General features: G+C 68.8%; 12 protein-coding genes. 9 read left to right on the forward strand and 3 right to left on the reverse strand.

All coding sequences use genetic code 11. The features are described 5' to 3' along the window. Positions 1-247 precede the first annotated feature (247 nt). From TSH64_RS03830 to TSH64_RS03860, 7 genes are all read left to right on the forward strand, one after another. A complete protein-coding gene (locus TSH64_RS03830; protein ID WP_247872736.1) occupies positions 248-715 on the forward strand; it encodes a hypothetical protein in 468 nt (155 codons plus the stop codon). A 154-nt stretch (positions 716-869) separates the two neighbouring features. Next, a complete protein-coding gene (locus TSH64_RS03835; protein WP_109095628.1) occupies positions 870-2,057 on the forward strand; it encodes a phosphoserine transaminase in 1,188 nt (395 codons plus the stop codon). 498 nt (positions 2,058-2,555) lie between these two features. After that, positions 2,556-3,500 carry an SDR family NAD(P)-dependent oxidoreductase gene (locus TSH64_RS03840; RefSeq protein ID WP_109095629.1) on the forward strand — a complete coding sequence of 315 codons (945 nt, stop codon included), beginning with the start codon at positions 2,556-2,558 and terminating at the stop codon, positions 3,498-3,500. Positions 3,501-3,588: 88 nt separating this feature from the next. Continuing rightward, positions 3,589-4,362 (forward strand): HNH endonuclease family protein, encoded by a 774-nt coding sequence (locus TSH64_RS03845; protein ID WP_109095630.1) that lies wholly within the window; start codon positions 3,589-3,591, stop codon positions 4,360-4,362. 94 nt (positions 4,363-4,456) lie between these two features. Beyond that, positions 4,457-5,854 (forward strand): amidase, encoded by a 1,398-nt coding sequence (locus TSH64_RS03850; RefSeq protein WP_109095631.1) that lies wholly within the window; start codon positions 4,457-4,459, stop codon positions 5,852-5,854. Between the two features lie 73 nt (positions 5,855-5,927). Next, on the forward strand, positions 5,928-6,902 hold the full coding sequence (locus TSH64_RS03855) for an EamA family transporter (RefSeq protein WP_109452246.1): 975 nt from the start codon (positions 5,928-5,930) through the stop codon (positions 6,900-6,902). A 78-nt stretch (positions 6,903-6,980) separates the two neighbouring features. After that, positions 6,981-8,774, forward strand: a complete 1,794-nt coding sequence (locus TSH64_RS03860) for an ABC transporter ATP-binding protein/permease (protein ID WP_109095632.1) — start codon at positions 6,981-6,983, stop codon at positions 8,772-8,774. Between the two features lies 1 nt (position 8,775). Here the strand turns inward: TSH64_RS03860 and gcvA are convergent, their stop codons facing one another. Further along, entirely contained in the window at positions 8,776-9,681 is a 906-nt protein-coding gene (gene gcvA / locus TSH64_RS03865; RefSeq protein ID WP_109095633.1) for a transcriptional regulator GcvA, read from the reverse strand. A gap of 127 nt (positions 9,682-9,808) precedes the next feature. Between gcvA and TSH64_RS03870 the strand changes: the two genes are divergently transcribed. Beyond that, positions 9,809-11,467: a thiamine pyrophosphate-binding protein gene (locus TSH64_RS03870; RefSeq protein ID WP_109095634.1), complete on the forward strand. Its 1,659-nt coding sequence runs from the start codon at positions 9,809-9,811 to the stop codon at positions 11,465-11,467. 78 nt (positions 11,468-11,545) lie between these two features. Next, complete coding sequence (locus tag TSH64_RS03875) at positions 11,546-13,039, forward strand: aldehyde dehydrogenase family protein (RefSeq protein ID WP_109095635.1); 1,494 nt, start codon at positions 11,546-11,548, stop codon at positions 13,037-13,039. Positions 13,040-13,116: 77 nt separating this feature from the next. Here TSH64_RS03875 and TSH64_RS03880 read toward each other — a convergent pair whose 3' ends face one another. Continuing rightward, positions 13,117-13,950, reverse strand: a complete 834-nt coding sequence (locus TSH64_RS03880) for a Fis family transcriptional regulator (protein ID WP_109095636.1) — start codon at positions 13,948-13,950, stop codon at positions 13,117-13,119. Continuing rightward, the gene (locus tag TSH64_RS03885) at positions 13,947-14,420 is read right to left on the reverse strand and encodes an RNA polymerase sigma factor (RefSeq protein WP_199237447.1); all 474 of its coding nucleotides are present in this window, start codon (positions 14,418-14,420) and stop codon (positions 13,947-13,949) included. Before TSH64_RS03885 ends, TSH64_RS03880 begins: the two co-directional genes overlap by 4 nt. Positions 14,421-14,559: the final 139 nt, after the last annotated feature.

The following is a 14,559-nucleotide window of genomic DNA, read 5'->3' on the forward strand; positions in this document are numbered from 1 at the left end:
ATGCGCCGCCGCCCGTGGTTTACGCACCGCCCCCGCCGCCGCGGGTGATCTATGCCCCGCCGCCCGTCGTCTATGCGCCGCAGCCGGTGGTTCCGGGCTTCGGTCTCAGCGTCAACATCCGCTAATCCGCCGCTGACCGCACACCGGCACCGAAAAGGACGGCTTCCGGCGGAGCGCCCACCGCATTAAGGTGCGCGCCGTTCGGTAAAGCCGCCCCGCCGGGGCGCAGCAGCCAGGGAGACGGCATTTGCGGGTTCTTAGTGTGTGCGCCGCGGTGGTGGGCAGCCTTTCGATCGCCTGCGGGATCGCGACCTCCGCCAGCGCGGCCGAGCCGCGCCTGATGGCGGCGCTGGGCAACACCGTGCTGACGATGACCGACATCGGGCCGAAGCACACCCAGGTGGCGGTGAACGACAAGCCGGTGTTCGACGACAAGGAAAGCGACCTGCTGTCCTTCGTCGGTGCCTATTCGATGAAGGACCGCTGGATCGCCCTGTTCCAGTCCGACACCGGCGCCAAGGACTGCCCGACCCGCTTCCGCATCCTGGAGGTCGGCGGCCCGCAGCCGACGGTCTCCTATCCCTTCGGCTCCTGCAGCGACGCCGCCCAGGTCACCATCGACAACGACACCCTGACGGTTTCCATGCCCCAGCCGGGTGGTGGAGCTGACGCCGCCTGGACCTACCGCAACGGCAAGATCGGCCGCAGCAAGTAGACGGCGACCGGTGCGGGACCTGCGGCCGAGGCCATGCTGGGTCCCGTATCCTTCGCCACACCCTCGATTGACGACGACAGGCGCAGCTTTTAAGGTCCGGACCTCCGCACATTCCCGTTCCGGGACAGGAAGTTCGCCCCAGAAAGTTCGCCCCATGACTTCCAGCAGCGCCAGCCGGCCGAGCCGCCGGCCCAACACTCCGCTCTTCTCCTCGGGTCCCTGCGCGAAGCGTCCGGGCTGGTCGCTCGACGCGCTCGACGGCGCGCTGCTCGGCCGCTCCCACCGCTCCAAGCCGGGCAAGGCCAAGCTGAAGGAGGTCATCGACCTCACCCGCGCGGTGCTGGGCATTCCCGGCGACTACCGCATCGGCATCGTCCCGGCTTCCGACACCGGAGCGGTGGAGATGGCGCTGTGGTCGATGCTGGGCGCCCGCGGCGTCGACATGCTGGCCTGGGAAAGCTTCGGCAAGGAATGGGTGACCGACGTCGCCAAGCAGCTGAAGCTGCCGGACGTCCGCAACCTGATCGCGCCGTATGGCGAGTTGCCGGATCTGTCGACGGTCGATTTCAGCCGTGACGTCGTCTTCACCTGGAACGGCACCACCGCCGGCGTCCGGGTGGCCGACGGCGACTGGATCGCCGACGACCGTGAGGGGCTGACCATCTGCGACGCCACCTCGGCCGCCTTCGCGATGGCACTGCCCTGGCACAAGATCGACGTCGCCACCTGGTCCTGGCAGAAGGTGCTGGGCGGCGAAGCCGCGCACGGCATGCTGGTGCTGAGCCCGCGCGCGGTGGAACGGCTGGAGAGCTATCAGCCCGACCGGCCGCTGCCGAAGATCTTCCGCATGACCAAGAACGGCAAGCTGATCGAAGGCATCTTTGAAGGCGACACCATCAACACCCCGTCGATGCTCTGCGTCGAGGATGCCATTGACGGCCTGCGCTGGGCCCTGTCGCTGGGCGGCCTGACCCAATTGGTTCGCCGGTCGGAGCAGAATCTGCGGATCGTCTCCGAATGGGAGGAGGCCAGCAGCTGGGCCGGCTTCCTGGCGAAGGATCCGGCCAACCGCTCCTGCACCTCGATCTGCCTGCGCTTCACCGATCCGGAGGTGACCGCCCTGTCGGAGGAGGCCCAGGCCGCTTTCGCCAAGAAGCTGTCCGCCCTGCTGGAGAAGGAGGAGGCCGCCTTCGACGCCGGCTCCTACCGCGATGCGCCCCCCGGCCTGCGGCTGTGGGGCGGCGCCACCGTGGAGAACGAGGATATGGAGGCGGTCCTGCCCTGGCTCGACTGGGCTTTCGCCACCGTGAAGGCCGAGACGATCGGTCCCAAGCAAGGCTGACGCCGGAACGGGCATAGTCGGGCCAAGCGCAAGCCGGACTGTCGTCCACAGCATCTTCCGCAGCCATCGAACGGCCCTGCCGTGGCACAACCGCCACAGCGGGGCTTTTCGTGTGGGCTGGCGTTGTGCTTTGCAGCAAAGGATCCGGCCAAGCAACCGTTCGTACACAGCAGCATTTCTGCACCAGTGTGACCGGCGTGACTCGCGTTCGAACCTCACAAGCTTGACCATGGTTATCCACAGAACCGTGGACAAGGTGGTGGATAACCCTGTTGAACCATCGGTCCCGCCTGTCCGGAAACTGTCATGGAGGAAGCGCTGCCGATTCGCCCTCGCCGTCGCCGGACGGAGCACGCCGCTTCCCCTGTTGGGGGGTCACCCTATCCCGAAGATGGTCTGGCAAGCTGCCGGTTGTCTCCCGACTCTTGAAGGGGATTTCCGGCGACCCTGCTGCAACGCGGCAAAGCCGGTGCAACGAAGGAAGGGCTTGGACCGACCATGGCGCATTACCTCATCACCGGCGGCTGCGGTTTCATCGGCTCGCATCTGGCCGACCGGCTGCTGGCCGACGGGCATCGGGTGACGATCCTCGACAACCTGTCGAGCGGCAGGCTGGAGAACAAGCCAAGCGCCGCGCAGCTGGTGGTGGGCGACGTGGCCGATCCCGACGCGGTGCGCGAGGCAATGGCCGGCGATGCCGGCGAGGGGGTTGACGGCGTCTTCCATCTTGCCGCCGTGGCGTCGGTCCAGAAATCGCGGGAGCTGTGGGCGGAAACCCACCGCACCAACCTGCTGGGCACCGTCACCGTGTTCGAGGCGGCGCGTGACGCCAAGCGCGGCGGTCCGATCCCGGTGGTCTACGCCTCCTCTGCCGCCATTTACGGCGACAACAGCAACACCCCGCTGAATGAAGACGAGCTGCCGCGCCCGCTGTCCGCCTATGGCGTCGACAAGCTGGGATGCGAGATGCACGCCCGTGTCGCCTGGGCGATCCAGGGGGTGCCGACGGTCGGCTTCCGCTTCTTCAACGTCTACGGCCCGCGCCAGGATCCGATGTCGCCCTATTCCGGCGTGATCTCCATCTTCGCCCGCCGGGTCGCCCGCGGCGAGGATGTGGAGATCCATGGCGATGGCCAGCAGGTCCGCGACTTCGTGTTCGTCGGCGACGTGGTGCGCATCCTCGCGCTGGCGATGGAGCGGCGCTTTTCCGGCGCGCAGGTCTACAACCTCTGCACCGGACGCGCGACCTCGCTGGTTATGCTGCTGGAAGTGTTGCAGGAACTGTGCGGCAGCAAGGTTCGCCGCAGCCACACCGAACCGCGGGCCGGCGACATCCGCGTGTCGATCGGCGACCCGTCGCTGCTGCGCTCCACCTTCGACACCGTGTGCCAGGTCGGCCTGCTCCAGGGACTGAGCGCCACCCTGACCGGCCGCATGCCTTGAGGTTGGATCCGATACCGGGGTATGAGGGGGCGGATTAAACTCCATCTCCCGCCCCGGGAGAGGACGCCGCCATCAGGATGAGCGCACCATGGCCCGCCGCCGATCCCTTCCCATCCGGGCGCTGCTGATCGTCCTCGCGATCCTCGCCGTCGTCGCGGTGGCCGAGCGGCTCCACATCATCCCGCCCGGCACCCTGGACCGTCTGCTGGGCGAGGAAACCCACCGCCCGCGCCAGCCGCGCAAGCAGGAGCCCGCCGAACCTCCGCCGTCGGTCGTCGCCCGCCCCGCCGACCGGATCGACTATGCCGAGGTCGCCCGCCAGCTCGACGGCATCCGGGTGGAACCCGAAAAGCGCAAGGGCTATCAGCGCGAGGAATGGCCGCACTGGCTGGCGCTCGACGGCGGCTGCCTGAATGCCCGCGAGAAGGTGCTGATCCGCGATTCCCGCCGCCCGGCGACGCTCGACGCCAAGGGCTGCGGCGTGAAGTCCGGCGACTGGCTCGATCCCTACACCGGCGAGCGCTACACCGACCCGCAGATGGTCGACATCGACCACCGCGTGCCGCTGGAGGAGGCCTATGCCAGCGGCGGCTATGACTGGAGCCGGGAGAAGCGCGCCGCTTACGCCAACGACACCAGCGATCCGCTGACCCTGCTGGTTTCCAGCCGCGAGGCCAACCGCGCCAAGGGCTCCAAGGGGCCGGAGGAGTGGCTGCCGCCCAAGCGCGACGGCATCTGCCTCTATGTCGCCGACTGGGTCCTGGTGAAGGCACGCTGGAGCCTGACCATGGATGAGCGGGAACGGGTGACTGTCGGCAACATCCTGAACGACTGCCGCGCCTCGGCCGGGCAGCAGCGCTGACGCAGCCCTGCCCTGTCCGACGCTTCGTTGGGCAAACCACCGGTTTCGCGCTACCGTCGGCCCAAAAGTTGGAAGGCGGGAAACGGGAAGACGCATGACCGGAGAAGACACCCCGCTGTGGCGGGAAGGCGCCGTCGCCCTCGCCGCGCGGCTGGCCCGGCGCGGGCTGTCGGCCCGCGAGGCGGTCGAGGCGCATCTGGACCGCATCGCCGCGGCCGAGCCGGCGCTGTCCGCCTTCCTGACTGTCGCCGCCGACGATGCCCTCGCCCGCGCCGACCTGCTGGACGCCCTGCCGTCGCCCGTCGGACCACTGCATGGTATGCCGGTCGCAGTGAAGGACCTGACCGACACCGCCGGCATCCGCACCACCTACGGCTCCGCGCTTTATGCCGACCATGTGCCAGCCCATAGCGACATCGCGGTCGCCCGGATCGAGGCGGCCGGCGGCATCGTCATCGGCAAGACCAACACGCCGGAGTTCGGTTTCGGCGCCATCTGCGGAAATAGCCTCTACGGTCCGACCCGCAACCCGGCCGACCCGAACCTGACCTCCGGCGGGTCGAGCGGCGGATCGGCGGCGGCGGTCGCGGTCGGCATGGCGCCGTTGGCGCATGGCACCGACTATGGCGGATCGGTGCGGATTCCGGCGAGTTTCTGCGGCATCGCCTCCATCCGGCCGACGCCGGGACTGATCCCGGCACCGGGGCGGGCGTTGGGCTGGGACACGCTGGCGACCCATGGCGTTCTGGCCCGCGACACGGCCGACTGCGCGCTGCTGCTGTCGGCGATGGCCGGCAGCGATCTCCGCGACCCGACCTCCCTGTTCGGCGGCCGCGATAAAGGGTCGGAAACGCGTCTGGGTGCCACCGTCGATTTCGGTGCCGCCACCGTTTCCCAGGCTGTGCGCGAGCGCTTCGCCGAGGCGATCGACCGGCTGGAGCGGGTCGCCGGTCCGGTGACGCACTGCCATCCCGACTGCGGCGACGCCATGGCGACCTTCCGGACGCTGCGTGCCGCCCAGACCCGCCATGCCTTCGGTCCGATGCTGGCCAAGCATGGCGAGGCGCTGACCGACACCATCCGCTGGAACATCGAGGCTGGGGCGGGCATCACCGCCGATGCCTATCTGGAAGCGCAGGCCGCCCGCACGGCACTGTACCGCCGCTTCGTCGCGCTGTTCGAGGAGATCGACGTGCTGGCGGCCCCGGCCTGCGGCGTGCTGCCCTGGCCGAACGAGGAAGGCGAGGTGACCGTCATCGACGGGCAGCCGGTGGGGTCGATCCTGGACTATCTCGGTGTCACGGCCATCGTCACGCTGATCGGTTTTCCCGTGCTGACCCTGCCGGTTGCCGGAGACGGGCTGCCCTTCGGCATCCAGCTGATCGCCCGGCCGGGTGAGGAACGGCGCCTGATCCGCCTGGGCCTGATGCTGGAGCGCGAGGCGGGCTTCGTTCACCGCTGGCACCGCTGGCCCACCGGCTGGGCCGGTTGACGGGAATCGGGTGACAAGACGCCGCTCCCGACAGCCATTGCGGGCGGCTGACCCATAGGCTATGCACCCCCGCATGAGCGCCGACACCCTTCCCAATTCCGCCCTGCCCAGCCCTGTCCTGTCCCGGTCATCCGCCGCCACGCCATCGATGGCGGAGGTGCGGCGCGCCACCGGCATCGGCTCCATCGCCATCCTGCTGTGGGCGACGGCGGCATTGCTGACCTCTATGTCCAGCGCCATGCCGCCGCTGCAACTGGTGGCGGTCACCTTCGGGCTGGCCTTTCTGACCGGCAGCAGCGTCGCGGTTCTGCGCGGCCGCAGCGTGATCGCGGCCCTGCGCCAGCCATTGCCCGTCTGGCTGGTCGGCGTCGGCGGATTGTTCGGCTATCACGCCTGCCTGTTCCTTGCCTTCCATCTGGCGCCATCGGCGGCGGTGGAGGTCAATCTCATCAACTATCTCTGGCCGCTCTGCATCGTCCTGTTCTCCGCCCTGCTGCCGGGGGAGCGGCTGAAGGCCGCGCATGTGGCCGGCGCGCTGTGCGGGCTGGCCGGCACCGCGCTGATCGTTTCAGGGAGAAGCGGCGGACTGCACCTGGACGCCGGCACCCTGGGCGGCAACCTGCCCGCCTACGGTGCGGCCTTGGCGGCGGCGCTGCTCTGGGGCGCCTATTCGGTCCTGTCACGCCGTTTCGGCTCCGTCCCGACCGAAGCGGTCAGCGGCTTCTGCCTCGTCACCGCCCTGCTGGGCCTGACCGGGCATCTGCTGTTCGAGGATGCCACCGTCTGGCCGAATGAGGCGCTGGGATGGCTGGTCCTGCTGGCCCTCGGCATCGGTCCGGACGGGCTGGCCTTCTTCGTCTGGGACCATGGAATGAAGCGCGGCGACATCCGGGCGCTGGGCGTGCTGTCCTATGCCGTGCCGCCGGCCTCGACGCTGCTGCTGATCCTGTTCGGGCAGGCCAGCGGCGGCTGGGCTGTCTGGGCCGCCTGTGCGCTGATCGCCGGCGGGGCGCTGATGGCGAGCTGGGACATGATCCGCGGCAAGTGACAGCGATTTCATGCCTCAGTTGCGGCAAAGGGTGGTAATCGGCAAGCATCGTCCCGACCGCTTGCGAGTGCCCAACCAATGCCCGCGCGTGCGTATTCCCCACCGTCCTCTTCCGGACGCCTGTCCGCCGCCCGCCAATTCCTGTCCGATGTCTGGCGGCTGACCAAGCCCTATTGGTCGTCGGACGAAAAATGGGCGGCGCGCGGCCTGCTGGCGGCGATCGTCGTCCTCAATCTGGCGGCGGTGTTCATGGAGGTCTGGTTCACCCAGATCAACGCCGACATCTTCAATGCCTTGCAGGAGAAGGATCAGGCTGGATTCATCCAGGCCCTGCTGGTGTTCGGCGGTCTGGCGCTGGTTTTCATCGCGGTGGCGGTCTATCGCCTTTACCTCAACCAGATGCTGCAAATCCGCTGGCGCCGCTGGCTGACCGAGCGCTATCTCGGTGACTGGCTGGAGAACCAGACCTATTACCGCCTGCAATTCGCCAACACTGGCACTGACAACCCCGACCAGCGCATCGCTGAGGATCTGCGCAGCTTCGTCCAGCTGACGCTGAGCCTGTCACTTGGCTTCATGACCAATCTGGTCTCTCTGGTCTCCTTCCTCGCCATCCTGTGGAGCCTGTCGGGATCGGTCACCATCCCCTGGCTGGGCATCGACCTGCCCGGCTATATGGTGTGGGTGGCGCTGGTCTATGCCGTCGGCGGCACCTGGATCACTCACAAGATCGGCAAGCCGTTGGCCCGGCTCAGCTTCGACCAGCAACGGTACGAGGCCGACTTCCGCTTCTCCCTGGTCCGCCTGCGCGAGAATGCCGAGAGCGTCGCCCTGCAACAGGGCGAGGTGCAGGAGGCGCGCGGTTTCGGCGACCGCTTCGCCCGTGTCGTCGCCAACTGGTGGTCGCTGATGCGCACGCAGAAGCGGCTGGTCTGGTTTACTTCGGCCTATGGGCAGATCGCCATCATCTTTCCGCTGCTGGTCGCGGCTCCACGCTATTTCAGCGGTGCCCTGCCACTGGGATCGCTGATGCAGACCTCGCAGGCCTTCGGGCAGGTGCAGGGGGCAATGTCCTGGTTCATCGACGCCTATGTGAACCTCGCCGACTGGCACGCCACCACCAGCCGCCTGACCGGCTTCCACCGTGCCATGGAAGCTGTCCGCGCCGATGCCCGCGACCATGCCGGGGTGGAGCGCATTGCGGCGACCGACGGCGCCCTCACTTTGGACGGGCTGGCGCTGACCCTGCCGGACGGCGGCACGCCGCTGGTCCGCGCCGACCTGACGGTGCAGCCGGGCGAGTCCCTGCTGATCACCGGCCCGTCGGGGTCGGGCAAGAGCACCCTGCTGCGCGCCATCGCCGGCATCTGGCCCTTCGGCCGCGGCCAGATCGCGCTGCCAGGGGGCATTATGGCGGCCGGCGGTACCACCGCGGCCAACGGCAGCATGGTCCTGCCGCAGAAGCCCTACCTGCCCATCGGATCCCTGCGCGCCGCCGTCACCTACCCCGCCACTCCCGACGCCTTCCCGGACGAGGCGGTGCGCGAGGTGCTGGACGCTGTCGGCATGGCCGGCTTCGCCGACCGTCTGGCGGAGGAGGACCACTGGTCGCAACGCCTGTCCGGTGGCGAGCAGCAGCGCATCGCCATTGCCCGCGCCCTCTTGCACAAGCCCGACTGGCTCTATCTCGACGAGGCGACCTCGGCCTGCGATCCGGAGACGGAGGAGCGGCTCTATGGCCTGCTGCGCGCACGCCTGCCCGGAACGACGCTGGTCAGCATCGGCCACCGTCCCAGCCTCGCCGCCTTCCACGACCGGCGGATGACGGTTCGGCGCAACGGAGACGGGGTCGGAGAGTTGGCGGCGGTGTGAGCTACGCCTGAGGCTGCTCCCCCCGCGCCTCGGCCAGCAGCCATTGCCGGAAGGCGGCAAAGGGCGGGTGGTTGGCCTTGCCGCGGGGGTGGACGAGGTAATAGGCCCGCGCGCTGCGGTGGGGCCGGTCGATGGCGGGGAGCAGGGTGCCGTCGTCAAGCTCGGCACGGACCAGCAGGGTCGGCAGCAGGGCGACGCCCAGCCCGGCCTCGGCCGCCTGGGCGGTGGTGGCGAACTGTTCGAACACCATGCCGGCACCGGGCCGGGGAGGCAGCCCCTGTGCCGACAGCCACTCGTTCCACGCATCGGCGCGCGTGCTCGTGTGCAGCAGCGGCAGGGACAGCAGGTCCCCCGGTTCCGCCACCGGATGCGCCTTGAGGAATGCGGGGGAGCAGACCGGCAGCACCTCCTCATCCAGCAGATGGTCGCAGACGGCGTCGGGCCAGTCGCCGAAGCCGTAATGGATAGCCGCATCCAGATCGTGCAGACGGAAATCGAAGGGTGCCAGCTTGGTGGTGAAGTGAATTGTCACCTGCGGATGCGCCGTCTGGAAGGCCGGCAGCCGCGGCACCAGCCAGCGCGTGCCGAAAGTCGGCAGGATGGCGAGGTTCAACACGCCGCCCTTGGGGGCTGCGATGGTCCGCACCGTGGCCGCCGCGATCTGGCGCAACGCGTCGCGGATCGGATCGGCATAGAGCGCGCCGGTCGGGGTCAACGTCACCCGCTGGCCCTTGCGAATGAATAGGGCGGTGCCGATCTGCTCCTCGAGCGCCTTGATCTGCCGGCTGACCGCTCCCTGGGTCAGCGACAGTTCGGCCGCCGCGGCGGTAAAACTGCCGGTGCGGGCCGCCGCTTCGAAGGCGGACAGCATGCTCATGGACGGAAGAAGGCGGCGCTGCAGATCCATGGCCGCTTCATTACCAAAGCTCATGACCTGTGGAAAGAAAGTCGTTTGCACCCTGGCGCGCGGCACGGCACGCTCGATATCCTGGAGATCCGGGAATTTCCCATAGGCAGGGCGGGGCGGGTTCGCGATGAAGACCGGTGGTCAATTGATCGTCGAGGCGCTGGAGGCGCAGGGCGTGCGGCGGGTGTTCGGCGTTCCGGGCGAGAGCTATCTCGCCGTGCTTGACGCCCTGCACGACAGTCCGATCGAGATGGTTGTCGCCCGCCACGAGGGCGGCGCGGCCATGATGGCGGAGGCGCAGGCCAAGCTGACCGGGCGTCCCGGCGTCTGCCTCGTCACCCGCGGCCCCGGCGCCACCAATGCCGCCTCCGGCATCCATGTCGCCCAGCAGGACGAGACCCCGCTGGTCGTGCTGGTCGGCCAGATCGAGCGCGGCATGCGCGGCCGCGATGCCTTCCAGGAGGTGGATTACGGCAAGCTGTTCGGCGGCATGTGCAAATGGGTCGCCGAGATCGACAGCGCCGACCGCGTGCCGGAAATGATCTCCCGCGCCTTCCACACCGCGATGGCCGGCCGCCCCGGCCCGGTCGTGCTGGCCCTGCCGGAAGACACGCTGACGGAAACCGCGGACGTCCCCGTCGCCCCGCGGGCGGAGACCGTGGATGGCGCCCCCACGCCGGCGCAGGTGGCGTCGTTCGGCGCCCTGCTGGACAAGGCGGAACGACCGCTGCTGGTCGTCGGCGGCTCCCGCTGGACCGGGGAATCGGTCGCTGAACTTCAGCGTTTCGCGGAACGGCTGGTCCTGCCGGTGGCCGTGACCTTCCGCCGCCAGATGCTGTTCGACCATTGCCACCCGCTTTATGCCGGCGACATCGGGCTGGGCATCAACCCCAAGCTTTCGGCGCTGGTCAAGGACAGCGACCTGCTGATCCTGCTGGGCGACCGTTTCTCCGAAGTGCCGTCGCAGAGCTACGACCTGCTGGGCATTCCAAATCCGGGCAAGGCGGTGGTCCACATCCACCCCGGCGCCGAGGAGGTCGGCCGCGTCTATCGCCCGACGCTGGGCATGGTCGCCACGCCGGCCGTTTTCCTCGAGGCGATGGCCGGGCTGAGCGTGACCGCCAAGCCCGGCTGGGCCGCCCGCGCCGAAACGGCCCATGCCGCTTACGACGCCTGGAGCACCCCGCCCGACGCCATCCCCGGCGACGTGCAGATGGGCCGCATCATGGCGTGGCTGGACGAACGGCTTGAGCATGACGCGATCTTCACCAACGGTGCTGGGAACTACGCCACCTGGATCCACCGTTTCCACCGCTTCCGCCGCTTCGGCACCCAGGCGGCACCGGTCTGCGGCTCGATGGGCTACGGCCTACCGGCCGCCATCGCAGCCAAGCTTCAGCATCGCACCCGCGATGTCCTGTGCTTTGCCGGCGATGGTTGCTTCCAGATGACGGGGATCGAGTTCGGCACTGCCGTGCAGGAGGGCGCCGCCGTGATCGTGCTGGTCGTCGACAACGGCATGTACGGCACCATCCGCATGCATCAGGAACGCGAATATCCCGGCCGCGTGTCCGGCACCCGCCTGCAGAATCCCGATTTCGCCGCCTTCGCCCGCGCCTATGGCGGTCATGGCGAGACGGTGGAGACCACCGCGCAGTTCGCCCCGGCCTTCGAGCGCGCCCGCGCGTCCGGCCTGCCGGCGATCATCCACATCAAGCTCGACCCCGAGGCCCTGACCCCCAGCCGGACGCTTTCCGAGATCCGTGCCGCCGGGAAGGGAAAGTGATCTGAGAGAATACACCCTCTCCCGGCATGGGACAGGGAACATCATATGCCTCGCTTTTTGACCCAAGGAGCCACCCCGGTGCAGCACAGCGACATCCTCTCCCGTTTCGGCCTGACTTCCAGCGGAGCCGGGCTCACCGCCCGTTCGCCGGTCGACGGTGCCACGCTCGCCACGGTGGCGGAGACCGCGCCGTCGCAGGTTTCGGACATCGTCGCCAACGCCGCCCGCGCCTTCGAGGCGTGGCGCTCGGTGCCGGCCCCGCGCCGCGGCGAGCTGGTCCGCCTGCTGGGCGAGGAACTCCGCGCCGCCAAGGAGGATCTGGGCCGTCTGGTTTCGCTGGAAGCCGGCAAGATCTACCAGGAAGGCCTGGGCGAAGTGCAGGAGATGATCGACATCTGCGACTTCGCCGTCGGCCTGTCGCGCCAGCTCTACGGCCTGACCATCGCCTCGGAGCGTCCGGGCCACACGATGCGGGAGACCTGGCACCCGGCCGGCCCCTGCCTTGTCATCTCCGCATTCAACTTCCCGGTGGCGGTGTGGTCGTGGAACGCGGCGCTGGCGCTGGTCTGCGGCGACCCGGTCGTCTGGAAGCCGTCGGAAAAGACCCCGCTGACCGCCGCCGCCTGCCAGGTGATCTTCGACCGTGCCGTCGCCCGCTTTGGCGACGCGCCGGCCAACCTGTCCCAGGTCGTCCAGGGCGGCCGTGAGATTGGCGAGGCTCTGGTCGCCCATCCCGGTTTCCCCATCGTCTCGGCCACCGGCTCGACCCGCATGGGCCGCGAGGTCTCCAAAGTGGTGGCGGAGCGCTTCGGCCGCTCGATCCTGGAGCTGGGCGGCAACAACGCCATGATCGTGGCGCCGTCGGCCGATCTCGACATGGCGCTGCGCGCCATCCTGTTCTCCGCCGTCGGCACCTGCGGCCAGCGCTGCACCACGCTGCGCCGCCTGATCGTCCACCGCTCGGTCAAGGACCAGCTGCTGCCGCGCCTGAAGGCGGCCTACGCTTCCGTGTCGATCGGCAGCCCGCTGGAGACCGGCGTGCTGATGGGTCCGCTGGTCGATGCCGACGCCTTCAAGGCGATGCAGCGCGCCCTGGAGTCCGCCAAGGTCGAGGGCGGCACGGTGACGGGCGGCGAGCGCACGCTGACTGATAACTTCCCCAACGCCTACTACGTCACCCCGGCCATCGTCGAGATGCCGGCCCAGACCGAGGTGGTGCGGCACGAGACCTTCGCGCCCATCCTCTATGTCCTGACCTACGACACGCTGGAGGAGGCCATCGCGCTTCAGAACGCCGTGCCGCAGGGCCTGTCCTCCTGCATCTTCTCCACCGACCTGCGTGAGACGGAGCGCTTCCTGTCGGCCGCCGGGTCCGACTGCGGCATCGCCAACGTCAACATCGGCCCGAGCGGTGCGGAAATCGGCGGCGCCTTCGGCGGCGAGAAGGAGACCGGCGGCGGTCGTGAGTCGGGGTCGGATTCCTGGAAGGCTTACATGCGCCGCCAGACCGCGACGGTGAACTACTCCTCCGCCCTGCCGCTCGCCCAGGGGATCAAGTTCGAGATCGGCTGAGGGTTCATGGGCTGAGGCGTTCCGGCCGGGACGGCGCCGCCATCGGCGAGCCCGTCCCGGCCGGAGCGACAAGCGTATCAGATCGCCAGCCTCCCCCGGACCACTTCGGCCTTGGCCGTCAGATCCTGGGGAGGCAACCGGCCGATCAGAATGGCGGCATGGTCAGGCCCGCTCCAATAGGCGATGGACAGCCCGCGGCGCATTTCCTGCTCCACCCCGCGCACGCTGCCGGGACGGCGCAGGATGCATAGCGCCAGCGGACCGCTCCGCGGATCGAGATAGGTGATCTGGGCCAGCGGCATGTCGTCATAGGACAGAATTTGCGCCCGGCGGAATTCCGCTCCGGCGACCTCCACCGCCTCCGGGGTCAGGGACAGGTTGAGCGGCCGGTTCAGGGCAGCGAGCTGTGCCGCCTGGATGTCGTGGACGGGCGTGGACCCGCCCAGCGTTTCCCGCGTGTACAACCCCATATATTGCGCGACCACGCCATGCCAGTGGCGCTCCCGGTCCGGTCCGCCGTCATCGTCGGCAAGGTCGTCGCCGTCGGCGGCTCCGAACAACCGGACCAGCATCCGGTCCCCCAGCACGCCCGCCGCCACCGACGCGGCGATGGCGCCCAACAGACGGCGGCGGGTCAGCGGAACGGCCGCGTTGGCGGCAGCCGGCGGCGCGGACATACCGTCAAGCATGCGTTGCAGGTCCGCCGTCGGGGCGGTATCCAGCAAGGTTTGGAAGGCCTCGCCGTAGGGCAGGCTGGCGCGGGAAAGATGCTCCACCCTCGCGGCGACCGCCGGATCGCGCTCGATCAGGTCGAGCAGGCGGGCGCGACGCTCCTCCTCCAGTTCGCCGTCGATGAAGGCGGTCAGTTCCTCGTCGGAGGGCATCGGGGGATCGTCGTTCTCTCCGGTCATTTTGCCGCTCCGTCGCTCATTCTGTCCGCCAGCTTTGCCCGCGCCGCCGCCAGACGGCTCATCACCGTTCCGACCGGCACGTCTAGAACCGCAGCGACCTCGCGGTAGGTCAGGCCCTCCACATAGGCGAGGAACACCGCCGCCCGCTGCGCTTCCGGCAGGTCGGAGGCCAGCCTCATCACCTGCCCCGCCAGAACCTTCGCCTCGGTCTCGCGCGCGCCGTCGACCTCCAGGCTCGTCTCCGCCTCGACGGTTCCCTGGCCGAAACGGACCCGCCGCGCCCGGACCTCGTTCAGCCAGACCGAGTTCAGGATGGCGAACAGCCAATGGTCGATGCGTGACCCGGGCTGGAACTGGCCGTGCCGTTCCAGTGCCCGCAGGCAGGTCTGCTGCACCAGATCGTCCGCCCAGTCGCGCTGCCGCGACAGGACAAAGCCATAGCGCCAAAGGCGCGGCAAGGTGACGGACAAGCCGTGCCTGACTTCCGCTTCGCTTGCGATCTCACCGCTCCCTCGCATGGCATCCGGGACGATCCGGTCCTTTCGGCACTGTACCGGCCGCGACCGACCATATGCCTCACGGCCGCTCTCGACGATAGCCATCATCCGC

The sequence above is a fragment of the Azospirillum sp. TSH64 genome (assembly GCF_003116035.1).
GTDB lineage: Bacteria > Pseudomonadota > Alphaproteobacteria > Azospirillales > Azospirillaceae > Azospirillum.

What these genes read in the sequence shown, in the direction of transcription:
- gcvA (WP_109095633.1), bottom strand. Translation starts at nt 9,681, where the DNA reads ATGGATCTGCAGCGCCGCCTTCTTCCGTCCATGAGCATGCTGTCCGCC.
- TSH64_RS03870 (WP_109095634.1), top strand. Translation starts at nt 9,809, where the DNA reads ATGAAGACCGGTGGTCAATTGATCGTCGAGGCGCTGGAGGCGCAGGGC.
- TSH64_RS03855 (WP_109452246.1), top strand. Translation starts at nt 5,928, where the DNA reads ATGAGCGCCGACACCCTTCCCAATTCCGCCCTGCCCAGCCCTGTCCTG.
- TSH64_RS03840 (WP_109095629.1), top strand. Translation starts at nt 2,556, where the DNA reads ATGGCGCATTACCTCATCACCGGCGGCTGCGGTTTCATCGGCTCGCAT.
- TSH64_RS03845 (WP_109095630.1), top strand. Translation starts at nt 3,589, where the DNA reads ATGGCCCGCCGCCGATCCCTTCCCATCCGGGCGCTGCTGATCGTCCTC.
- TSH64_RS03880 (WP_109095636.1), bottom strand. Translation starts at nt 13,950, where the DNA reads ATGACCGGAGAGAACGACGATCCCCCGATGCCCTCCGACGAGGAACTG.
- TSH64_RS03835 (WP_109095628.1), top strand. Translation starts at nt 870, where the DNA reads ATGACTTCCAGCAGCGCCAGCCGGCCGAGCCGCCGGCCCAACACTCCG.
- TSH64_RS03850 (WP_109095631.1), top strand. Translation starts at nt 4,457, where the DNA reads ATGACCGGAGAAGACACCCCGCTGTGGCGGGAAGGCGCCGTCGCCCTC.
- TSH64_RS03860 (WP_109095632.1), top strand. Translation starts at nt 6,981, where the DNA reads ATGCCCGCGCGTGCGTATTCCCCACCGTCCTCTTCCGGACGCCTGTCC.